This window comes from Gordonia sp. McavH-238-E, assembly GCF_022348225.1.
In the GTDB taxonomy this organism is placed as follows: domain Bacteria; phylum Actinomycetota; class Actinomycetes; order Mycobacteriales; family Mycobacteriaceae; genus Gordonia; species Gordonia terrae.
The window spans coordinates 186,128-208,142 of record NZ_JAKRFE010000003.1; the positions used below are offsets into that span (position 1 = coordinate 186,128).

The 22,015-nt window shown below is 69.3% G+C and carries 19 protein-coding genes; 3 read left to right on the forward strand and 16 right to left on the reverse strand.

Annotated elements, in window-relative coordinates; translation table 11 throughout:
• Positions 1 to 14: 14 nt before the first annotated feature.
• From MHN80_RS05140 to MHN80_RS05160, 5 genes are all read right to left on the reverse strand, one after another.
• Positions 15 to 1,706 (reverse strand): bifunctional uroporphyrinogen-III C-methyltransferase/uroporphyrinogen-III synthase, encoded by a 1,692-nt coding sequence (locus tag MHN80_RS05140; RefSeq protein ID WP_004019952.1) that lies wholly within the window; start codon positions 1,704 to 1,706, stop codon positions 15 to 17.
• Positions 1,707 to 1,755: 49 nt separating this feature from the next.
• Positions 1,756 to 2,700: a hydroxymethylbilane synthase gene (gene hemC / locus MHN80_RS05145; RefSeq protein ID WP_004019953.1), complete on the reverse strand. Its 945-nt coding sequence runs from the start codon at positions 2,698 to 2,700 to the stop codon at positions 1,756 to 1,758.
• Positions 2,697 to 4,085 carry a glutamyl-tRNA reductase gene (locus MHN80_RS05150; protein ID WP_101820117.1) on the reverse strand — a complete coding sequence of 463 codons (1,389 nt, stop codon included), beginning with the start codon at positions 4,083 to 4,085 and terminating at the stop codon, positions 2,697 to 2,699. The genes hemC and MHN80_RS05150 overlap by 4 nt, the downstream gene beginning before the upstream one ends.
• Positions 4,082 to 4,870: a redox-sensing transcriptional repressor Rex gene (locus MHN80_RS05155; RefSeq protein ID WP_033205317.1), complete on the reverse strand. Its 789-nt coding sequence runs from the start codon at positions 4,868 to 4,870 to the stop codon at positions 4,082 to 4,084. The genes MHN80_RS05150 and MHN80_RS05155 overlap by 4 nt, the downstream gene beginning before the upstream one ends.
• A 152-nt stretch (positions 4,871 to 5,022) precedes the next feature.
• Positions 5,023 to 5,277: a glutaredoxin family protein gene (locus MHN80_RS05160; protein ID WP_239399976.1), complete on the reverse strand. Its 255-nt coding sequence runs from the start codon at positions 5,275 to 5,277 to the stop codon at positions 5,023 to 5,025.
• 159 nt (positions 5,278 to 5,436) lie between these two features.
• Here MHN80_RS05160 and MHN80_RS05165 point away from each other — a divergent pair, with 159 nt between their 5' ends.
• Both MHN80_RS05165 and MHN80_RS05170 read left to right on the forward strand, forming a co-directional pair.
• Positions 5,437 to 6,564, forward strand: a complete 1,128-nt coding sequence (locus MHN80_RS05165) for an HAD family phosphatase (protein WP_064569619.1) — start codon at positions 5,437 to 5,439, stop codon at positions 6,562 to 6,564.
• A gap of 31 nt (positions 6,565 to 6,595) precedes the next feature.
• Positions 6,596 to 8,962: a pyruvate dehydrogenase gene (locus MHN80_RS05170; RefSeq protein ID WP_239399978.1), complete on the forward strand. Its 2,367-nt coding sequence runs from the start codon at positions 6,596 to 6,598 to the stop codon at positions 8,960 to 8,962.
• A gap of 21 nt (positions 8,963 to 8,983) precedes the next feature.
• Here the strand turns inward: MHN80_RS05170 and MHN80_RS05175 are convergent, their stop codons facing one another.
• The 11 genes from MHN80_RS05175 to MHN80_RS05225 all read right to left on the reverse strand — a co-directional run bounded on the left by MHN80_RS05175 (position 8,984) and on the right by MHN80_RS05225 (position 21,092).
• Positions 8,984 to 10,657, reverse strand: coding sequence for a DUF222 domain-containing protein (locus MHN80_RS05175; RefSeq protein WP_239399980.1), 1,674 nt, complete (start codon positions 10,655 to 10,657; stop codon positions 8,984 to 8,986).
• A 395-nt stretch (positions 10,658 to 11,052) separates the two neighbouring features.
• Positions 11,053 to 12,216 (reverse strand): zinc-binding dehydrogenase, encoded by a 1,164-nt coding sequence (locus tag MHN80_RS05180; protein ID WP_239399982.1) that lies wholly within the window; start codon positions 12,214 to 12,216, stop codon positions 11,053 to 11,055.
• Positions 12,217 to 12,255: 39 nt separating this feature from the next.
• Positions 12,256 to 13,428 (reverse strand): lysophospholipid acyltransferase family protein, encoded by a 1,173-nt coding sequence (locus MHN80_RS05185; protein WP_239399984.1) that lies wholly within the window; start codon positions 13,426 to 13,428, stop codon positions 12,256 to 12,258.
• Positions 13,429 to 13,617: 189 nt separating this feature from the next.
• The gene (locus MHN80_RS05190; protein WP_004019962.1) at positions 13,618 to 14,670 is read right to left on the reverse strand and encodes an NAD-dependent epimerase/dehydratase family protein; all 1,053 of its coding nucleotides are present in this window, start codon (positions 14,668 to 14,670) and stop codon (positions 13,618 to 13,620) included.
• Between the two features lie 97 nt (positions 14,671 to 14,767).
• Positions 14,768 to 14,869, reverse strand: coding sequence for a 30S ribosomal protein bS22 (locus tag MHN80_RS05195; protein ID WP_003402602.1), 102 nt, complete (start codon positions 14,867 to 14,869; stop codon positions 14,768 to 14,770).
• A 325-nt stretch (positions 14,870 to 15,194) separates the two neighbouring features.
• Entirely contained in the window at positions 15,195 to 15,428 is a 234-nt protein-coding gene (locus tag MHN80_RS05200) for a helix-turn-helix domain-containing protein (RefSeq protein ID WP_004019963.1), read from the reverse strand.
• A 188-nt stretch (positions 15,429 to 15,616) separates the two neighbouring features.
• Positions 15,617 to 16,477, reverse strand: a complete 861-nt coding sequence (gene proC / locus MHN80_RS05205) for a pyrroline-5-carboxylate reductase (protein ID WP_101820112.1) — start codon at positions 16,475 to 16,477, stop codon at positions 15,617 to 15,619.
• Positions 16,478 to 16,483: 6 nt separating this feature from the next.
• Positions 16,484 to 17,341: a thioesterase family protein gene (locus MHN80_RS05210; RefSeq protein ID WP_239399986.1), complete on the reverse strand. Its 858-nt coding sequence runs from the start codon at positions 17,339 to 17,341 to the stop codon at positions 16,484 to 16,486.
• 38 nt (positions 17,342 to 17,379) lie between these two features.
• Positions 17,380 to 18,273 (reverse strand): sugar phosphate isomerase/epimerase, encoded by an 894-nt coding sequence (locus tag MHN80_RS05215; protein ID WP_239400332.1) that lies wholly within the window; start codon positions 18,271 to 18,273, stop codon positions 17,380 to 17,382.
• A gap of 14 nt (positions 18,274 to 18,287) precedes the next feature.
• The gene (locus MHN80_RS05220) at positions 18,288 to 20,063 is read right to left on the reverse strand and encodes a hypothetical protein (protein ID WP_239399988.1); all 1,776 of its coding nucleotides are present in this window, start codon (positions 20,061 to 20,063) and stop codon (positions 18,288 to 18,290) included.
• Positions 20,064 to 20,114: 51 nt separating this feature from the next.
• A complete protein-coding gene (locus MHN80_RS05225; protein ID WP_172622045.1) occupies positions 20,115 to 21,092 on the reverse strand; it encodes a Ppx/GppA phosphatase family protein in 978 nt (325 codons plus the stop codon).
• Positions 21,093 to 21,147: 55 nt separating this feature from the next.
• On the opposite strand from MHN80_RS05225, the gene MHN80_RS05230 reads away from it, so the two are divergent.
• On the forward strand, positions 21,148 to 22,008 hold the full coding sequence (locus MHN80_RS05230; RefSeq protein WP_239399990.1) for a hypothetical protein: 861 nt from the start codon (positions 21,148 to 21,150) through the stop codon (positions 22,006 to 22,008).
• Positions 22,009 to 22,015: the final 7 nt, after the last annotated feature.

Consider the following 22,015-nt stretch of genomic DNA (forward strand, 5'->3'; position numbering starts at 1 on the left):
GGGTCCCTTCGAACTCACGAACGCGAGCGGCGAGACTTCTTGCGCGGGGGCGGAAGTGCACCCTCGGCCCGGAGCCGGGCGGCGTGCTCGGCGAGCGCGTCGACCAGTTCGAGCACCGACGCGTTCTCCGGCTGCACATCCACCCGGAGTCCGAATTCGGTTGCGGTCTCGGCGGTCTTGGGTCCGATGCACGCGACGATGGTGCGCGCGTGCGGCTTTCCGGCGATACCGACGAGGTTGCGGACCGTCGAGCTCGAGGTGAAGCAGACCGCATCGAAGCCGCCGGTCTTGATCATCTCGCGGGTCTCGGCGGGCGGCGGTGCCGCGCGCACGGTGCGGTAGGCCGTCACGTCGTCGATCTCCCAACCGCGGTCACGCAGACCCTCGGACAGCGTCTCGGTGGCGATGTCGGCGCGCGGCAACAGGACTCGGTTCACCGGGTCGAAGACGTCGTCGTAGGGCGGGAAGTCCTCGAGGAGTCCCAGTGAGCTCTGCTCACCCGACGGCACGAGTTCGGGGTTGATACCGAACGACCGGACCTTCTCGGCGGTGGCCTCACCGACACAGGCGATCTTGACGCCGGAGAACGCGCGGGCATCGAGTCCGAACTCGGCGAACTTCTCCCACACCGCGCGGACCGCGTTGGTGGAGGTGAACACGACCCACTGGTAACGCCCGTCGACCAGTCCCTTGACGGCGCGTTCCATCTGCGCGGGACTCCGCGGCGGTTCGACCGCGATGGTCGGCACCTCTTTGGGCATGGCGCCGTGGCTGACGAGCCGCTCGCTCATGTCGCCGGCCTGGTCCTTGGTGCGCGGAACCAGGACGGTCCAGCCGTACAGGGCGCGCGATTCCCACCAGGAGAGCTTGCCGCGCGCACCGACGACCTTGCCGACCGTGACGATCAGCGGGCCGGTGAGCGCGTTGCCCTGCTCGTTGAGCGTCGCGAGCGTGGCCTCGATGGTGCGCTGGGCGCAGGTCGTGCCGTTGATGGTGATCGCGGCCGGGGTCTGGGGCGCCATGCCGTGTTCGGTCAGCGCACTCGCGGTCTCGGCGAGGTGACCCGACGTCGCGTGCAGCACCAGCGGGCCCGGGGCGGCGGCCAGTGCGGCCCAGTCGACCTCGCCGCGGACGTCGGCCTCGGTGTGGGTCGAGCCGAGCGGCATGCCTGCGTAGCTCGGCACGACGGAGGCGGCGGGCAGGCCCGGCAGGACCTCGAAGGTGACCGACGTGCGGGCGACGGCGTTCACCTCGGCGAGGACCGAGTCGGTGGTCAGCGGATCTCCGGAGACCACGCGCACGACGTCGTCGCCGTTGCGGGCCGCGGCAACGAGGGTTTTCGCGACCTCGGCCGGGTCGCCGAGTGCCGGTCGGACCACCGACTCCTCGTCGGCCTGTCCGGCATCAGCCTTGCCGGTCTCGTCACCGACGGCCTGCGGCTCGTCGGCCGGGGCGGCAGGCGCCGACGCCGCGTCGTCGGCGGGTTTCTCGGCCTTCTTGGTGGATCGGCGAGTGTCGGCGGCGGGTTCGTCGCGATGCGCACTACCGATCAGCGACACCACCGGCGCGGGCACATCGGGGTCGATGTAGGCCGTGGTCGCGTTGGTGATCACGGTGCGCGCCCGCACGGTGAGCAGGTCTGGGTCCCCTGGACCCGACCCCACGAACAGGATCCGTCCGGGATTTGCCTTCTTCGTACGGCTCATGGGTTCGCACTCTCCTGCCCTCTCGGCGAGGGCTGCAGTTCGTTCTCTGCTAGGGAGAGTTGACGAGGTCGCCCGCTCCCAGCTCCAGCAGTTCGGCGGCGAGATCCTTGCCCAGCTGAACGGCATGATCGACCGGACCCACCGCCGAAGCGCGGATCACGTCCGATCCGTCCTCGGCCGCCACTGCCGCTCGGAGCGACAGCTCGGCGAAGATGCGCCCGTCCTCGTCGATCGACTCGACCACCTCCGCGATCGCTCCGACCGGTGCGGTACAGCCGGCTTCGAGAGCCGCGAGTACCGCCCGTTCGGCATCGATGGCCGCGCGGGTGGACTTGTCGTCCAACTCGGCGAGAATTCTCACCAGTTCGGCATCGTCTGAGCGGCACTCCACAGCGAGTGCACCCTGCGCCGGAGCCGGCAGCATGACCACCGGTTCGAGCGCTTCGGAGACCACTTCGGTCCGTCCGATCCGCACGAGCCCGGCGCGGGCGACCACGACTGCGTCGAGTTCGCCGCTGGCGACTTTGCCCAACCGAGAATCTAGGTTGCCTCGTAGGGGGCGGATTTCCAAACCGAGACCCAATGCCTTAAGCTGCGCGGCCCGTCGCGGGGCCGAGGTGCCGATGACCGAGCCGGGTGGGAGCTCGCCGAGCACCAGTCCGTCGCGTGCGACCAGTGCATCGCGGGGATCGACGCGCGTCGGGACGGCCGCGATGGTGAGGTCGTCCTCGGGCGCCGTCGGGAGGTCCTTGTACGAGTGCACGGCGACGTCGACCTCGTCGTTCCGGAGCGCCACGCGGATCGCGGTGGTGAACACCCCGACGCCGATCTCGGCCACCGGCGCGGCCGAGGCGTCACCGGCGGTCTTGATGATGACCAGTTCGGCGGGATGCCCGGCGGCGGTCAACGCATCGGCGATGGTCTGCGACTGGGTGGTCGCCAGCAGTGAACCCCGCGTGCCGATCCGGATCGGCGCGGGAGAGGTTGCGCTCATCGGTCGCCCAGCTCGCCCGCCGCGTCACCCGCGGGCAAGCCACCGATGTGGTCGGGAGCCGAAACAGCTTCGGCCGCACCGGGCTTGAGTTCGAACAGTTCGCGCAGCGCCTCGGCGTAGTGGTCCCCGTTGGGGGTCGACGCCAGTTGCTTGACCCGAACGGTCGGCGCATGCAGGAGCTTGTCGACGACGCGACGGACGGTCTTGGCGACCTCGTCGCGCTGGGCGCCCTCGAGGTCGGGAAGCCGGGTCTCGAGACGCAGGATCTCCGCCTCGACGACGTCGGCGGCGCGCTGGCGCAGTGCTGCGACGGTCGGGGTGACCTCGGCCTGACGCTGGTGGGTGAGGTAGTCGGCGAGTTCGGACGCGACGATCGACCGCGCCGCGAGGGTGTCGTTCTCGGCGGCCTGGGTCTCGGAGTCACCCCGCAGACCCTCGATGTCGACGATGTGCACGCCCGGAAGTCGCGCGGCGGCCGGGTCGACGTTGCGCGGGAGACCGAGGTCGCAGATGACGAGCGGCGCGGCCGCGTTCCCGGCGCCGGCGCGAGACGCGAGAGCCTCGTGCACCGATCCCACGCCGACGACCGCGCCGATCGCACCCGTACACGTCACGACGACGTCGGCGGTGGCCATCGCGGCCGGCAGGTCGTCGAGTCCGACGCCCCGGACGTCGATGCCGTGATTGGCGGCGATGTTGCCCGCGAGATGGTCGGCCTTGTCGACGGTCCGGTTCACCACGACCATCTCGGTGACGCCCTCACGGGCCAGCTGCGCGGTGGCCAGACCACCCATCGCACCGGCACCGACGACGACCGCGCGGCGCAGGCGGTGTGCGCCGGTCGCGGGATCGGTGAGCAGCGCCTTGGCGCGGTGAAGTGCGACGGAGACCACCGAGGCACCCGCCCGGTCGATACCGGTCTCGGTGTGCACCCGCTTGCCGACGCGCAGTGCCTGCTGGGCCAGTTCGTGCAGGACGCGCCCGGCGGAGTCGTTGGCGTCGGCGCTGAGGTAGGCGTTGCGGATCTGGCCGAGGATCTGCTGCTCGCCGACGACCAGCGAATCGAGGCCCGCCGCGACGGTGAAGAGATGCTCGACGGCGGCCTCGGAGTACCGGACGTAGGCGTGGCGGGTCATCTCGTTGACGGTCATGCCGGAGTGGTCGCCGAGGACGGCGCCGACGGCCTCGAGCGCCGGGTGGAAGGCGTCGACGACGGCGTAGATCTCCACCCGATTGCAGGTGGAGACGAGCATGGCCTCGGAGATCGCTCGCGAGGAGAGCAGCTCGTCGATCAATTTGGGACGGTCGTGGTCGGAGACCGCCAACCGCTCGAGCACCTCGACCGGAGCACTGCGGTGCGACACCCCGAACAACAGAACACTCACGCTGTCACCGTTTCTTCACCCATTGCGTTTCCCTGGTGCCCGCGAGCCCGCTTCGTTCCGCGCGGCTCCTTGACGTCGTCGCGCGGCCCGCGAGAGGCCTGGAAAGCCAACACCTGTAGCTCCAAGGCTAGATCAACCTGTCTGACGACGACATCCGACTCCGCCGGAAGCGACACCGGCGTGACGTTGAGCACCTGCCGTACACCCGCGGCGACGAAGGCGTCGAAGGCGAGCCGGGCGTCGTCGTCGGCCGTGGCGATCACCGCGATCTCGACCGTCGGGACCGCCCGTGCACAGACGGTCGCGATGTCGGTCAGGGGCGCCACCTGCGGACCCCCCGACTCGAGGACCGCGCCGGCCAGGGCGGGATCGGCGTCGAACATCGCCACGACCCGGAACCCACGTCCGAAGCCTGCGTGTGACAGCAGCGCGCGGCCGAGCGAACCGGCACCGGCGAGCGCGACGGTGTGGATGCTGTCGGTGTGCAGGGTCATCGAGATCCGCGCGGTCAGGCGACCGACGTCGTATCCGACGCCGCGAACGCCGTTGGCGCCCACGTAGGAGAGGTCCTTGCGCAGGATGGCGGGATTGACCCCGGCGGCCGTCGCCAGCTCGCCGCTGGACGCCAGCAGGATGCCGCGGCGACTGAACGAGCGCAGCACGTGCAGGTAGGTGGCCAGCCGGGTCACCGTCGGCCCGGGGATGTCGGCGGTGGGGATGTCGGCGGTGGGAACGGCAGACGCGGGAGGGTCGGCGTCAGCCGACTTCGCACGTTCCGCGCCCACGCTCACTCCCGCACACTCGTCGGCGTCGACCGGACGCCGAGACCCGACTCTTCCCAATGGGAACGAGGATATAACTTGCCTGTGAATCTGTTCACACGGCCCCTCGCGACCGGTCGTGCTGTGTTAGACGCCGCGTCGACGTGGGAATAGATTCACCGACGGCCGGTGAGATCGGCCCGCAGGCGCGGTTCGTCGACCTCCCAGTAGCTGTGTTCGTCGCCGTCGAGCAGGACCACGGGCAGCCGGTCGCCGAACTCGGCGCGGAGGTCGGCACGCCCGTCGTCCGCCGCCCGGTCGACGTCGACCTCGGTGAACCCGACGCCCAGGTCGGTGCAGATCCGGGTCAGGTCGGCTCGGGCCGCCGCGCAGGCCTGACAGCCGGCACGGGTCAACAGTTCCACCGTCATGGCGACCATCTTCCCAGCGTCACGCGCGCACGATCACCCGGGTGACGCGGCCCGGGGCGGATGTGCGATCCGCCACCGCGCGGGGGTCGGACTTCGGGCCCCGGCACCACTAGGCTGTACCGGGCAAGCAGTGCTGGCGCTACGCGTGGGAGGTGGGCAGTGGGCGAGATCCCGGGCCCGGAAGACCGTCAGGACGACGAGACGCCCGACGACGCGACAGATCTCCCGCCCAATCCGATGCAGGGCGACGGCCCGACCGGCGACGACTGGGAGTCGCACGCCGCCCGAGTGGAGTTCACCGACGACTTCGACGAGGACGCCGAACTCCACGAACTCGGCGACGACGAGAACAACCGGGTCACGACCTGGATCTCGCAGCGGGCGACCGCGGCCACCGGCCGCTTCCGCCAGACCGCCCACGAACTCCGCCAGACCCTCGCCGGCGAGGCCAGCGCCAAGGCCGCCGTCGACTCGCTGCGGTCGCGCGAGACGGCCGACATCCCGGGCGAACCCCGGCGAGACCTCACCGCTGCAGCGTTCTTCGACGTCGACAACACCCTGGTCCAGGGCGCCTCGATCGTGCATTTCGCCCGCGGCCTGGCGGCCCGGAAGTACTTCACCTACGGCGACATCATGGACTTCGCATGGACGCAGGCGAAGTTCCGGATCACCGGCAAGGAGAACGCGCGCGACGTCGCCGAGGGGCGGGAGAAGGCGTTGTCCTTCATCGCCGGCAAACCGACCTCCGAACTCGTCGAACTCGGCGAGGAGATCTTCGACGACTACATCGCCGACAAGATCTGGCCGGGCACCAGGGCCCTCGCCCAGCGTCACCTCGACGCCGGACAGCAGGTCTGGCTGGTGACCGCGACGCCGGTCGAGCTCGCGCAGACGATCGCGGACCGCCTGGGCCTCACCGGGGCGCTGGGCACCGTCGCCGAGAGCGTCGACGGGGTCTTCACCGGTCGGCTCGTCGGCGACATCCTGCACGGCCCCGGCAAGGCCCACGCCGTCCGCGCCCTCGCGATCCGGGAGGGGCTCAACCTCAAGCGCTGCACGGCGTACTCGGACTCGCACAACGACGTGCCGATGCTGTCGCTGGTCGGTCGCGCGGTGGCCATCAACCCCGACACCGACCTGCGCGACGTCGCCAAGGTCCGCGGGTGGGAGATGTACGACTTCCGCACGGCGCGCAAGGCCGCCAAGTACGGGGCCGGGACCGCGATCGTGCTCGGCGCCGCGGGCGGGGGCGCCGCGGCCGCCGCCCGGTTCTTACGCCAGCGCTGACCTCCGCCGATCACTCCACCGGGAGAGCACCATGACGATCGCGAGCCCAACCGGCGACGCTCGGACGACAACCGACGCGCTGCGGAAGGTCGAGGACCGCGTGCTGTGGTTGTCGACCTCGATGATCCACCACGCCAACCTCGTTCGTCGCAATGCGACCGGAATGAAGGTCGGCGGCCATCAGGCGTCATGTGCCTCGATGGTGTCGATCATGACGTCGTTGTGGTTCGAACAACTCCGACCCGGCGACCGCGTGTCGGTGAAACCCCATGCCGCACCGGTACTCCACGGCATCAACTACCTGCTGGGACTGCTCGATGAGTCGTACCTGACGACGCTGCGCGAGTTCGGCGGCCTGCAGTCCTACCCCAGTCGCACCAAAGATCCAGACCCCGTTGACTATTCGACGGGATCGGTGGGCATCGGCGCCACCGCGCCGATCTGGGGCGCGATGGCCCGCCGCTACATCGACACCAGGCTGGCCGCCGACGCCGCGGGCATCGAGGCAGTCCGGGCCGACCGCCGGTCGGAAACAGTGCTCGGCCGTCAATACTCGCTCGTCGGCGATGCCGAGCTCGACGAGGGGGCGGTGTGGGAGGCGATCCTCGATCCGTCGGTCGCCGAACTCGGCGAGCTGGTGTGGATCGTCGACCTCAACCGGCAGTCCCTGGATCGGGTCGTCCCCAACATCGCCGCCGGCCGGCTGGAGGCGATGTTCGCCGCGGCGGGGTGGCAGGTCATCGCCGTCAAGTTCGGTCGCCTGCTCGAGACCCTCTTCGCCCGTGAGGGCGGCTCGGCACTGCGAGGCCGCATCCTCGACATGCCCAACCCCGAATATCAGCGGCTCCTGCGTTGCGACGCAGATGAGGTGCGAAAGCGGCTGCCGGGCAAGGGCTCCGACGCCGAATCGGTCACCCGGGTCATCGATGACGTCGACGACGCAACCCTCCTCGCCGCGATCCGCAACCTCGGTGGTCACGACCTCGACGCCCTGCGCACGGCCTACGACCAGATCGACGACACCCGTCCCACGGTCATCCTCGCCTACACCATCAAGGGGCACGGCCTTCCGACCGAAGGCCACCCGCAGAACCACTCGTCGCTGCTGACGGTCGAGCAGTACGGGGAACTGGCCACCGCCCTCGGGACGTCTGTCGACGATCCGTGGTCCGGATTCGCCGATGGCACCGAGGCCGCCGCATTGTGCGAATCGGTGGCGCGGAGGTTGCGTCGCGACCCCGTCGAACCCACCCCTCCCCCGGCGGTGCCGACCGACATCAGCAAGACCCCGACGGGGACATCGACGACGCAGGCGGCCCTGGGCCGAGCGTTGCTCGCGCTGTCGCGGGCTGCGCCCGAGGCGTCGGCGCGCGTGGTCACGGTCAGTCCCGACGTCAGTTCCACGACGAATCTCGCGGGCTGGCTGAACAAGGTCGGCGTGTGGTCGCCGGACGAGCGGCGCAACTGGTTCGACGACGACTCCGAGACGATCATGCACTGGCGGGAACGTCCATCCGGCCAGCACATGGAACTCGGGATCGCCGAGACCAACCTGGCCGGCCTGATCGGCGAACTCGGTGCGACGTGGAGCAGGTGGGGTCAACCACTCTTCCCGATCGGCGTGCTCTACGACCCGTTCGTCGAACGGACCCTGGAACCATGGTCGTACGGCATCTACGCGGGCGGGCAGTCGATCCTGGTCGGCACCCCGTCGGGGGTCACGCTCGCAGCCGAAGGTGGTGCGCACCAGTCGATCACGACACCGTCGATCGGCCTCGAACAACCCGGATGTGTGACCTACGAACCGGCCTTCGCGCTCGACGTGGAGTGGATCCTGTTGTCCTGCATCGGCCGGCTCGGACGGCCGGACGGCACGTCGTCGTACCTGCGCCTGTCGACGCGGCCGGTCGACCAGCGGCTCGCCGACGTCCCCACGGAACCCGCCGCCCGGGAACGACGCCGCCGACATGCGGTCGCGGGCGCATATCTGTTGCGGCGCACGAGTTCCCCGCAGGTCACCCTGGTCGGGATGGGTGCGGTGGTCACCGAGACCCTCGCCGCGGCGGACCGGCTCGCCGACCAGGGGGTGGACGCCGACGTCGTGTGCGTCACCAGCCCCGGGCTGCTCTTCGAGGCGATGCAGGCACGCCGCGGCCTGTCCGACTCCCCGTCGTGGATCCTCGACCAGGTCTTCCCCGCCGACCGCGCGGCACCGATGGTCACCGTCCTCGACGGCCACCCGCACACCCTCGCGTTCCTGACCGGCGTCAACGCGGTTCGGGGGGCCGCCCTGGGTGTCAGCAGGTTCGGCCAGGTGGGTTCGCTCGACGATGTCTATCGCCTCCACGGCATCGACACCGAATCGATCATCCGGGCGGCACTGGATCTTCGGCGCTGACGGTCCCCGCCCGTCCCACTGTCAGAAGGGTGGTGGATCGAGGCGGTCGAGTTCTGCGCGGGCTCGTCTGTTGCGGGCGCGTTCGTTTCGCCGGCGGGCGAGTTTGGCGTCCAGTCGGCTGTGGGTGCGCTCTGGGTTGTCGGCGGGCGCGATCACGCGGGGTGTGGGTGGTGCTTGGGCGGCTTGTTCGAACCGGATTCGCCGCAGGTTGGGAAAGGTGTCTTCCAGTGTTTCGGCATCCCCGTACAGAGTGACGCCTTCGGGGGTGGTGTATTCGGTGACCAGGCGTCCGTCTTCGTCGCGGTACTGCTCATCGATCCAGTCGCCGTAGGTTTTGAGTAGGTGACCGGGCCGGCATTTGGCGTTGATGTTCTCACTCGACGTCGCCCCGCCCCGGGCGGGATCGGTGTGGTCGTATTCGGTGACGTGGTCGAGATCGGAGTCGAAGGCCGAACGAGTAGAACCGGGTTCGGTGCAATAGCCATCCCGCACCCGCACGAACTCGGCACACGCGGTGGTGGGCCGATACCCGTTACCGGGATGGGTTGCTGGATAGACCACGGCTACCGACGCTGTGGTGTCACCGGCCTGTTCGTCAGAGTGCGTTGCGGCGGGTTCGTTTCCGTCGTCGGCACAATCCTTCTGGGCTGGCGCCGGGCGCTGGGCGGTCCACCGTTGAGCATCGTCGGCGGTTTCGGCTACGTAGATAGGCGCGGTACGCGCCGGGGTGACCGGGGTGAGAGTGGCGTCCGGGCGAGCGGCGAGGTCACGCACATGCTCATCGCAGATGATGCCGTGGCCGTCGAGGAACCCGACCCCCGGCGCCCCGGCGAGCGTCGCGGCGTCGGTGACCACATGGATCACTATCTCGGCGCGGACCGCGTCGAGAAGGTTCTGCGGGTCCGGGATCTGCGCGGTGCATTCCTGTTCGCCGTCGCACTGACACTCGAACGTAGAGCGGGTCAACAGCGCGAACATCGCATCCGACTGACGTATGTCCTTGGTCCGGCCGTCCCGCGCGCAGACAACATCGGCCAGGATGCCGATGGCTTTCGCGGAGATCCGCACATTCTCCGCCGACATCACCGCGGTCAACTCTGCGGTGCCGTCAGATAGTTCGTGGGTCCACACCCCACGCTGGTCCATCGCGTCTTTGCGCCGCTGGCGTACCGCATCCGGATCGTGCCGGAACACCAGCCGGTCGACCATGTCCCGTAGCCGGGCCCGGTCCCACACACCCTTGCGACGACGGAGGGTGGCGGCGATCTCGGCATCCAGGGCGGGGGTGATCGGGTCATCGGCGGGGATCAACAAGGTGCGGGAGATGATCAGCCGGATCTGCCACTGCGACAGAATCCCGTCGCGCAATGTCTCAGCGGTCTCGGGGAGCCGGTCACGCAGCGCGATTGCCTCGTCGATCAGGTTCTCGGCTTGCCGGCGCGACACCGCGGCCTGGCGGGCGATGCGGGCGGCGCAGTCGGCGTGACCGTCCATCACAAACCCGTCCGCGGTGGTCGTGACCAGACGGTCGGCCATCACGGCGATCGTCTGATATCGATGCCACGCCAGGTAGGACTCTCCGCGTCGTGTGGCATCGAACCCGGCCATCAACATCACCATGTCGGTCTCACCGACGTGGTCAGGATCGACCCCGGCGACGAACTCGCCCGGCAGATCGGTCCACACCCTCACCATGCCCCCCGATACATTGCCCCCGACCCACCCCGGCCGGGGTGCGATCTGATGCCAACCAATCTAAACCCGACCACCGACAATTCCGGAGACTGATCCACAGTGGATCCGTGAAGGGTAGGCGTTGTGACGCAATCGTATTCGTCACCACGCGCGATGGTGCCGTGGCTGCGCCGAGATGGTCTGGTCGCCAGGTGGTTTCGACTCGGCGCCTCGACCTCGACGCGCTCCTTCGTCGCTTGCTCGGCCCGGCGGCTACGCTCGGTGCCCGGCTCAACCAGCAGTGGGCGGTGCCTCGACCTCGACGCGCTCCTTCGTCGCTTGCTCGGCCCGGCGGCTACGCTCGGTGCCGGCTCAACCAGCGGGGAACGAAATAGTGCGCTCGGTCGACCAAACGCCTAGAGCGAGGCCACCTCGCTCATCGGATCGATCAGCACCTTGGCGTGGTGCTCGGCACCGCCGAGGGCGTCGAATGCCGCACCGACGCCCTCGAGACCGACCGTCGCGGTGATCAGCGGTGCGACGTCGACGTCTCCGTCAGCCATCATGTGCAGGGTGTCGTAGAACTCGGCCGGGTCATAGGCGAACACGAACCGCAACTCGTGTTCTTTGTTCAGCGCCATGGCCGGACGGAAGGTGTCGGGTTCCATGCACACCCCGACCACGACGATGCGTGACCGGAACGGCGCCTCGGTCACCACGTGCTCGATCATCCCGGGCGTACCCACGCATTCGAAGACGACCGGGCCCTTCGGTGTCGCACCGAGGCGATCGGCCGTCCGGAACAGCGACGACCACGGCACGAGCGGGATCCGGCGAAGGGTCCGCATCGCGTCGAACGCCGCGCCGAGCAGGTCCTGGGCCCGGGTGATGTACTTGCCCGCCTCGGCGCACCGCTCGAAGGGCGAGGTCGTGGCCGGGTCGACCACGATGTCGGCACCCACCCGATGTGCGAGCACCCGCCGCCCGGGTGACGGGTCGCTCGCGATGACGGTCCGGACCCCGTCCGCCTTCAACATGGTGATGACCGCGAGGCCGATCGGCCCGCAGCCGATCACGACCGCGACATCGCGGCGCCCGACCTCGCCGCGCCGGACCGCGTGGTGGGCGACGGCCATCGGTTCGGTCAGGGCGGCATGCTCGGCCGGCAGACCCTCCGGGATCTCGAAGGTCATGTCCTCCGACACCAGCACGAACTGGGCGTAGCCACCGGCCGCGGACTCCGACAGTCCGGTCAGGTGCGCTTCCGAACCGTGCCGGATCATCGGCACCGACACCACAGGCGTGCCGGGCGCCCACCGCTTACGGCACCCGGGCCCGTAGGAGACCACCTCGCCGGCGAACTCGTGTCCCATGACCACCGACTGTCCGGACCGCATGAAGGCGTCGTAACCCACCGCCGCGGACACCTCGGCCGTGGCATCGCAGTGGACGCGGGCGTGCAGATCCGACCCGCAGATCCCGGCCCGCAGCACCCGCAGCAACACCTGCCCCGCACCGGGCTCCGGGGTGGGGATCTCCTCGACCGTCAGTTCGCCGTTCCGGCACACGACTGCACGCATGCTTCATGGTTATCAGCTGACGGAGCGGTGCGGGCACCGTCAGCCGAAGTAGACGCTCCCGCGTCGGCTGAGCATCCGGAAGAGGGTCTGCTGGATCTCTTCGCGCACGTGGTCGGTGAGGTCGAAGACCACCATCGGGTCGTCGGCCGACGCCTCGTCGTAGGACCCGGTCTCGATGGGGCGCCCGAAATGGATGTGCCACTTCGACGGCAACGGCACCATGCCCAGCGGACCGAGCCACGGGAACAGCGGGGTCACCGGGAAGTACGGCAGGCCGAGGATCTTGGCGAGGGGCTTGAGATCGGCGAGCATCGGGTAGATCTCCTCGGAACCGACGATCGACACCGGGATGATCGGCGCGGCATTGCGCAGCGCCGTGGTCACGAATCCGCCGCGACCGAATCGCTGGAGCTTGTAGCGGTCCTTGTACAGCTTGCCGATGCCCTTGTACCCCTCGGGCCAGACCGCGGTCAGCTCGCCGGCGCGAAGGAGCCGGTCGGCGTCGGAGTTGCATGCCAGCGTCGCCCCGATCCGCCGGGCCACCTCGCTGATCCCCGGGGTGTCGAAGGCCATGTCGGCGGCCAGCACGCGCAGGAAGCGGCCTTCGGGGTGATTGTCGCGCACGGCCAGCGAGGTGATGACCGCGTCGATCGGGATGGTGCCCGCGTGGTTGGCGACCAGGAGCGCCCCGCCCTCGCGCGGCAGGTTCTCGATGCCGGTGACCTCGACCCGGAACCACTTCTCATAGACCTGGCGGACGGCCGGGAACCACACCGAATCGGTGAAGTGGGGGTCGAAACCGAACTCGTCGACCTCGTACTCCCCCGCCATCCGTTCCCGGATGAACCCTGCGGTCGAGGTGAGGGTGTCGGCGACCGCACCGCGGAGTGCGCCGAGGCTGAACAGCGGACTCGATTTCGACGGGCCGCGGTGCTCGACACCCAGCGCCTCGTCGGGCAGTGTGATCTCGTCGCTGATCGGGGTCACCCGCGCCGGCGCCCGACCGAAGCCGTCGGTGTTGGGATGACCGAGCGTCGAAGCACGTTGCGCTGCTGCGGTTTTCGATCGATCGTGCCCGACCTGCTGGCTCGGATGTCGACGGCGGCCGGACTCCCGGACGCCACGCGCATCAGGACCCGAGGGCGACGTGTAGAGCTGAATGACTTTCGCGGTACGTGCATCTGTCGCTCCGCCACCTGCCAAAGTGCTCACCCCTACTTGTTTCCTGGGTACGCGATCCGGACCGGGCCGGGCCCGGATCTGCGTTGATGTTCCGCGCTCGAGCCGTCGCGGAGAACGATTCGCGGCGTAGGCGCGATGTGGGTCTGACGTCCAAGTCTAGAGGTTGCACTCACGTTGCGCATGCCCACGTCGACTTCGTCACCATCATGACCCGAAATTTCACTGCAGCTGATGGGCAGCCGAGACGACCCGCTGTTCGAGCGATCTCCACGAATCGGACCCGATCACTGGCGTCACCCCGCTGCGCTGGATGAAATCGTCCAGCGTCTCGAGCGTCGTGTACCGCGGCACGAAGCCGAGTTCGGTACGCATCCGAGTCGTGTCGAGCACCCGGCCGTAGGTGAGGAATTCCGTCTGCGACGACCTCAACTTCGCCGACCGCAGGTCCTGGAACACACCCGCGATCGGGGCCAGGAGACTGCTCGGAACAGGCAGTTCGACGTGTCCCACACGACGGATCGCCTGGGTGAGGGTCACCACGCCCTCACCGGAGATGTTGAACGTGCCGACCTTGCCCGCGAGGGTCACGTGCTCCATCGCGGCCAGCGCATCCTCCTCGTGCAGGAACTGCAGACGCGGCTGGAAACCGATCACCGTCGGCACGACCGGCAGCGAGAGGTACGAACTCATCCGTGTGGTGATCCGCGGACCCAACATCGCCTGGGGGCGGACGATGGTGATGTCGATGTCCTGCCGCCGACGGCCGAGTCCGCGTACATAACCCTCGACGTCGAGTAGATCTCGACCGTATCCACGCTTCGGCTCGCGGGGCGCCCGGGTCTCCTCGGCGAAGTGCGACGGGTCACGACTGCTCGCCCCATAGACCATCGCCGTCGAGCGCAGCACGAGGCGCTTGACCGACGGCGTGCGCTGGCAAGCGGCGCACACCTGCATCGCCCCGACGAGGTTGAACTCCTTGATCGCCGCCGAGTGCGGGGCGGTGTCGGCGATCGAGGTCGCCGCATGCACGACGGTGTCCACGTCGTAGGCGGCGAGTGCCTTCGCGATGGTGGGTCGCCGGATGTCGACCCGCAGGAACTCCGCCCGCCCCATCCGGCGCAGGAGGTCCTTGCGCGGCACCCGCGAATCGACGGCGAGCACCTTCTCGATGTCGGGGTTGGCGGCAAGGCGCGCCACGAGGTAGCCACCGAGAAACGTCGACGCCCCGGTGACCAGGACCACCCGGGGCGGGGCGGAGGTGGGTTCGGCCATACCCCGAGGCTATCGGCAGTCCGGCGATTCGGCCCGACGAGGCCGCCCGGAACGACAAAAGGACCCGCCGAAGCGGGTCCCCATGCCGAAGAAAGGCCTATTTGCCGAGTTTGCGACGCTGCACCCGGGTCCTACGCAGCAGCTTGCGGTGCTTCTTCTTCGACATGCGCTTGCGGCGCTTCTTGATCACTGAACCCATCGGGGCGCTTCCTCACGATTGACACTGATGTACTTGTTCGGCCCTGGTCTGCACTTCAGCCGGGAACGGCGCCGGGAGCGAAGCGACGAGCGGCGGTGTGTCACGTAGGGCTCACCGGCGCATCCAGGTACGCGACCACCGAGCCTACCGGGCGGCACGCCGGATCAGGAAATCGCGGTCGCCGAACAGCACCGAACCGGGCCTTCGAAGCGACTCACACCCTCCGCCGCCGGCACCGTCGAAGCAGAAGACCCCCGTGGCCGGCACAGGGCCGGCCACGGAGGTCTGTCGAGAAAACTGCTGTTCAGGCGTCCAACGCGCCGGATCAGCCGGCGTCGAAGTAGGACGTCTCCAGATAGTCGTGGACCGCTTTCGCGTGCACACGGAACGAGCGTCCGACCCGAACCGCGGGCAGTTCGCCGTTGTGGACGAGACGGTAGACGGTCATCTTCGAAACGCGCATCAACGATGCAACCTCGGCGACAGTGAGGAACTGCGACGCCGAAGCCGCATTGCTCACTGCGCCTGTCCTGTCACCAGGAGTGTCTGCAGGTGCCATGAATCACTCATACCTCCGGTGCACGCGTCGCGGCCGCAGGCTTCCCCTCCTGCGGACATCAGACACGCACGTGCTTAAAGAAGCTTAGCGTGGCAGATGTGAAAAAAGCGACGTGAGAGACCGGTATTTCTGAGATTCCTGTGACTCGACCCCAACATGCTGGGGTTTGTCGGCCCTTGGACCACAATTCATGGGGTGTCGGTGACGGCGTGTCCCTGCGCCAAACCCTCGACTTCCACTCGACGTCCACCCCGCGCGCTGGCGGCCGCGCAGGCGCGAGTCGCCTGGTAGACGGCGTGCCGTAGGCCGTTGGCCTCGAATTCACGGATGGCCTCGGCGGTGGTGCCGCCGGGCGACGTCACGGCCGCGCGCAGATCGACCGCGGACAGACCGGAGTCGCTCAGCAGGATGCCCGCGCCGCGGATGGTCTGGACCGCCATCTCGGAGGCCTGGGCGCGGGTCAGGCCGAGGCCCACGCCGGCGTCGATCATCGCCTCGGCGAGCAGGAAGACATAGGCCGGTCCCGAACCGGACACCGCGGTGACCGCGTCCATCTGCTTCTCCGGCACGACCGTGACGCGGCCGACCGTCTGCAGGATCTTGACCACGGCCTGGAGCTGCTCGTCACCGACGTAGCGTCCGGCCGAGACCGCCGACATCGCCTCGTTCACGAGCATCGGGGTGTTGGGCATGACCCGGATGACCGGCGACCCGGCCTGCAGCGCGCTCTCGTATCGCGACAGCGGCAGACCGGCGACGAGCGTCACGGTCACCCGCTCGGAATCCGCGTTGTCCTCCGCAGAGGCCAGGATGCGCAGGATCGAGTCGACGTCGTCCGGTTTGATCGCCAAGAAGACGTACTGCGCCGATTCCGCGGCGCTCTTGACGTCGGTGACCAGCACGCCGTACTCATCGGCGATCTCGGTGGCGCGGCTCTCCAGTCGCTCGGCGACGACGAGGTCCTTGGTCGGGGTGCCTGCACCGATCAAACCGGCGAGCAGTGCCTCGCCGATCTTGCCTCCGCCGATGATGGCGATGCGTTCGGACACGGATGTCTACCTTCCTGAGGGGATGAGGGCGAGCTGGCGGGACTGTGCGACGACCGTCCCGGTCGAGTCCACCACGAGATGGTCCTCCTCGAACATCCCGGGGCCGACCTCGGAACTCGTGGCGGCGAATCGCAGCCAGCCGGGCGCGGGATGCCGCCGGACATAGGTGGTCAACTGGACGGTGGGTGCCCACCCGAACAGGGCCAGGTTCATCACGACGGGCGGCGAGATGTCGCCCACCAGGACCGTGAAGTATTCGTCGGGTTCGACACCCTTCGGCCGGATCCATCCCCGCACGAGCGGCTCGCCGGTCTCACCGCGGACAACGGGGAACGTCGCCGAGTCGAGGACCAGATCGATGGCGGCCCCCAGGTGATTGACCTCGGCGATGGGCGAACCGTCGAGCGGGATACCCGTCGGCGACGGCTCCACGGGCAGCGCGTCGAGGACCGTGGGGGCGGAGTGGTGCGGCCGGCCGCTGTCGGGCCGGGCCATGGTGACCGACGACGACACGACGGTACGGCCGAGCTGGACCGCGTCGACGGTGAGCACGGTGACGGTGCGTCCGCGTTTGCGCACGGAGATCTCCAGATCGATGTCCGCGGCATCGGGGGCGGTGAGGTAGTCGCTCGAGATCGCCACCGGGATCATCGCGGCGGCCGACTCCGCGAGCCGGTCACCGTCCGGCGTCAGTGCGGTGAGCGCCGTACGCGCCGCCTTGGCGACCACCATCTGCAGCGTGCCGCCGTGCACCTTGGGACCGATGGTGAACGTCGCGTCGATGTGCGCCCGCAGGGTGATCGAGTCCGGACCGCCCCGGCCCACCTCGGTCAGCTCCTGCACCTCGGTGATCTTGCTGGTCATCGTCCCGCCTTCGTCGAGGAGACTCGTCCCCCGAGAAGTCAGCGGCTGAACTGGCCGAGCGGCTCGGGGTGCAGCTCCCGTTTGAGATGCCGCCGCGCAAAATCTAGCGAACGGGCCAGTAGCGCGCTGCGTTCGGGTTTCGTGCGCGCACTGCCGGTGGTGACCTCGAGCACAACGGCCCCGGCGAAGTCGCTCGCGGCGATGCGCCGGCACACCTCCGCGCAGGGCTGGCCGCCGTCACCCGGGATGAGGTGCTCGTCGGTGGCCGCCCCGTGGCCGTCGGCCAGGTGCAGGTGGTTGAGCCGCGAACCCATCCGGTCGAGAAGGGCGAGGGCGTCGACGCCTGCGGTGGCGGTGTGCGAGAGGTCGAGGGTGTAGTGCGCGTAACCGTCGTCGGTCGGGTCGATGGACTTGCCGAACGCCGACGCCGCCAGGCCGGGACCGCCGCCCCGCTTGGCCAGGCGGCGAACCGAGGGTTCACCCGCGCCGAACAATCGGTCGGCGCGCATCGGGAACATGTTCTCCACCGCGACGGCGATGCCGCTGTCCGCCTCGAGCTCGTCGACGAGATCGTCGAAGGCCGCGACGTAGCCACGCTGCCACCGGAACGGCGGATGCACGACGACGGTGGACGCGCCGAGGTCCTCGGCCGCCTCCACCGCGCGCGCCAGCTTCACGACCGGGTCGCGCCCCCAGACCCGCTGGGTGATGAGCAGACACGGCGCGTGGATGGACAGCACCGGCACCTGATAGTGGTCCGACAGGTATTCGACGCGCCGGATGTCCTGGCTCAGCGAGTCACCCCACACCATCAGTTCCACACCGTCGAACCCCAGTTCGGCGGCATAGGCAAAGGCCGCCTCGGTGTTCTGGGGATACACCGACGCCGTCGAGAGCCCGATCGGGATCTCGGCCGCCGGACGCGGGTTCATCGGCTCGGGCCGGCTCACGCGGCCAACAACACCAGCGGCCCGATGGTGACCAGCAGACCCACACCGAGCGCGAGCAGCGTCGTCGGCAGGTCCTTGGTGCGCCGGACCACGTGCGAGAGCGTCACGATGCCGAAGATCACCAGCACGGCGAGCACCAGCGCGAAGTACGGATTCCAGCGCCACAGTTCGGTGAAGCCCCAGAACAGACCGACGCCGACGGCCAGACCGGCCACGGCCTGCCCGAACAACAGCAGCCACGCTTTCACCGGCGACTGCTCGGCATCGTCTACTGCCCCGTCGGGGGCGTCGTCGGCCTCGGCACGCTCAACCGGGACCGTGCCGGCGTCGTGCCCGGCCGGATCGTCCGCGGGGGTCGGGTGCCCGGATTCGGCACCGGGCGTCTCGTCGATGTCCGTCGTGTCGTGCAGGGCGTCGAACTCATCCGGCTCCCCCGACTCGACGGGCCCCTCGGGAGTGTCGTCCTTCACGAGGTCGACCCGGCCGGCAACCTCCTGCTCGGACGCGACCGGCGCGATGGCCTCGGTCGGGTGGTCGTCGGTGGCGCGGTCCGTCGCTCGGGTGTCACCGGCGTGGACATCGGTCGGGTCGCTGTGGGCGAGGTCGTCGTCGGCCGGGTGCGCGTCGGGCCGCGCCGCGGCGATCGCCGCCGTCGTCCCGCCCGCGGTTGCGGCGGCTGCCGCGGTCGCCGCCCAGTCGGACGTCGAGTCGTCACCGGCACGGTCGTGCTGGTCGTCCTCTTCGGATCGGCGCTCGTCGACAGTCCGCTCGTTCTGGGTCTGGTCGCGCTTCTTGGTGCCGAAGAGCTTCCGTGCCAGTCCGCCGACACCGGACGTCTTGGACTTCTTCGCCGCTGCGCTCTTCCGCGCCCCCGCGTCGGCACGGTCTCGACCGCCGGTCCTGTCGCCGTCCCCCTCCACGTCGGCGAAGTTGCGGTAGGCGTCGAAGTCCATGACCTCGGAGAACCCGCCGTCACCCCGCTCGCGGGGGCCGCCGGGGCCCGCGTCGACCTCGCTGAGGTCGTAGGTGACCACATCGTCGGAGTCCACGACGGACAGATCCTGACCGTTCTCACCGACCACCGGGATGATCCCGGTGACGGCGTTCGCCGACTCCTGGTCGACGGGAGCGGAGTCGCGCGGCGGGGTCTGGCCGAGACGGCGTGCCACCGCCTCCGAACTGAAGTCGCGGGTCGACATCGGCGGGACGGAACCCTGGCCGTAACCGGGCATCCCGCTGGCGGTGCGTCCGCCGGGCCGCCCCTGCTGCTGATCGGCACGCGGGCGGTCGACGACCGGCTGATCGTCGGCCGGGCGACGTGCGATCGGGTTCCCGGAACGCGGGAACGGTGCTGCGGTCGCGTCCGGCCGGGCCCGGGGGGTCGTGTCCCGCTCGGGCGGGGTGACCCGCGCCGGACGTTCGGCGCGCGCGGCCGGTGCGGCCGGTTCGGGCCGGGCAGCCGGCTCGGGCCTGGTCGGGGTCTCGGGCCGGGCCGGGGTCTTCGGCTCGGCAGCTGAGTCCGGCGTGGCGGTCGATCCGGGTTGGGCGGCCGGCTCGGGCCGGGCCGGGGTCTCGGGTGCCGGGTCGGCGTCGGTGACCCTGGGGATCTCACCGGTCAGGGCGGACACCGAGAACGAGCCGTCACGTCCGGCGCGCCTGCGTCCCCGTCCCTCGCGCGAGGGTGCCGGCGAGTCCTTCTCCGCCCCCTGCGAGCGGGCGAGAAGTTCCGACACCGAGATGGGTCGAGATTCGGGCTCCGAATCCTTCGGCATGAAGTGGCTCTCCGTCCTCGTTCTCGAACGTCCTTGCTCCGGGGCTCTGGCTCAGCCGACGCCCTCGTGTACGCCGCGCGCCGGTGTCGGCTCCAGCGAGTCGGCCTGCTCGGCGTCGAGCCTGCGCAGGATCACACCCTCGCGAAGTGCCCACGGACAGATTTCCAGTGTATCGACTTGCAACGCGCGCATCGCCGCCTCGGCGACCAGCGCACCGGCGACGAGCTGCCCGGCGCGGTCGGAACTGACACCCTCGAGTTCCGCACGATCGGCCTTGGTCATGCGGGAGATGAACGAGATGAGTTGACGCAGCCCGCTCGTCGTCAGCTCGCGGCGCACCCGTGGTCCGGCACTCGACGGCGCCGCCCCGGTCAGGCGGGCGAGACTCCGGAAGGTCTTCGACGTCCCGACGCACAGATCGGGCGCACCGGGTGCCAGCAGCTGTGCCGCCGGCGCACGCAGTTCGGCGTCGAGCCAGTCGCGCAGTACACCGACCCGGCGACGGTCCGGCGGATCGTCGGGCAACCACTCGCGGGTGAGGCGTCCGGCACCCAGCGGCAACGACAACGCCACGTCGGGTTCCTCGTCGACACCGTTGGACATCTCCAGCGAGCCACCGCCGATGTCGAGCGCGAGGATGCGCCCGGCGCTCCACCCTCGCCAACGGCGCACCGCCAGCGAGGTGAGGCGGGCCTCGTCGCGACCCGACAGCACCAGCACCCGTACCCCGGTCCGCTGCTCGATCTCGTCGAGCAGATCGTCGGAGTTCGTCGCGTCCCGCACCGCCGACGTCGCGAACGCCATCATCTGCTCGCAACCGGACGTCCGCGCGATATGGGTGAACTCGTCGATCGAGTCGATGAGCTTGGCGACGGCCCGGTCACTCATCCGGCCGTCGACGTCTATCTGCTCGGCCAGACGCAGCACCGCCTTGGTCGAACTCATCGGGGTGGGATGGCCGCCACGGTGGGCATCGACCACCAGGAGGTGGACTGTGTTGCTGCCCACGTCTAGGACTCCTAAGCGCACGGGTCAACGGTAGTGCAGCAGCCTCCCCCGCCCGATCCCGGCTACCGTATGAGAGGTGACCGCCATCTCGCCGTCCGCGCCCCGCATCGATCCCGCGCCGGAGGTCGAACTCGACTTTCCGCGCGAATGGTACGAATTCGCCGATCCCGCCGATCCGGAGCACGTAATCAGGGCCGACCTCACCTGGCTGCTCTCGCACTGGACGTGCGTGTTCGGCACGCCGGCGTGTCAGGGCATCCTGCCCGGCCGGGAGACCGACGGTTGCTGCAGTCACGGCGCGTACCTGTCCGACGACGACGATCGCGAGACCCTCGCCCGCGGGGTGGCGATGCTGACGCCCGCGGACTGGCAGTTCCACAGGAAGGGCTCGGGCAAGGATCCGGTCGGCCCCAAGGGCTACCTCGAGGAGAGCGACCTCGACGACGAACCCGCCCTCAAGACCCGACTTCACAAGGGGGCGTGCATCTTCCTCAACCGCCCCGGGTTCGCCGGCGGCGTCGGCTGCGCGCTGCACTCGATGGCGCTGCGCAAGGGACTCGAACCCCTGACGGTCAAGCCGGACGTGTGCTGGCAACTCCCGGTACGGCGCGAGCAGGACTGGGTGGAACGGCCGGACGGCACACAGGTGCTCCAGACGACGATCACCGAATTCGACCGGCGCGGGTGGGGCGAGGGCGGCCACGATCTGAAGTGGTACTGCTCGGGCTCCCCCGACGCCCACGTCGGCGCCAAGCAGGTCTGGGAATCGTATGCACCCGAGCTCACCGCCCTGCTCGGCGAAGCCGCCTACGCCGCCCTCGCGGCTGCCTGCCGGCGCCGAAACGGACTGGGCCTCATCGCTGTCCACCCGGCGACGCAGGCCGCGACACGACGTCGCGAGACCGACGTCAAATACGAGCTGCAACCTCCGGAGTAGTCGAGCG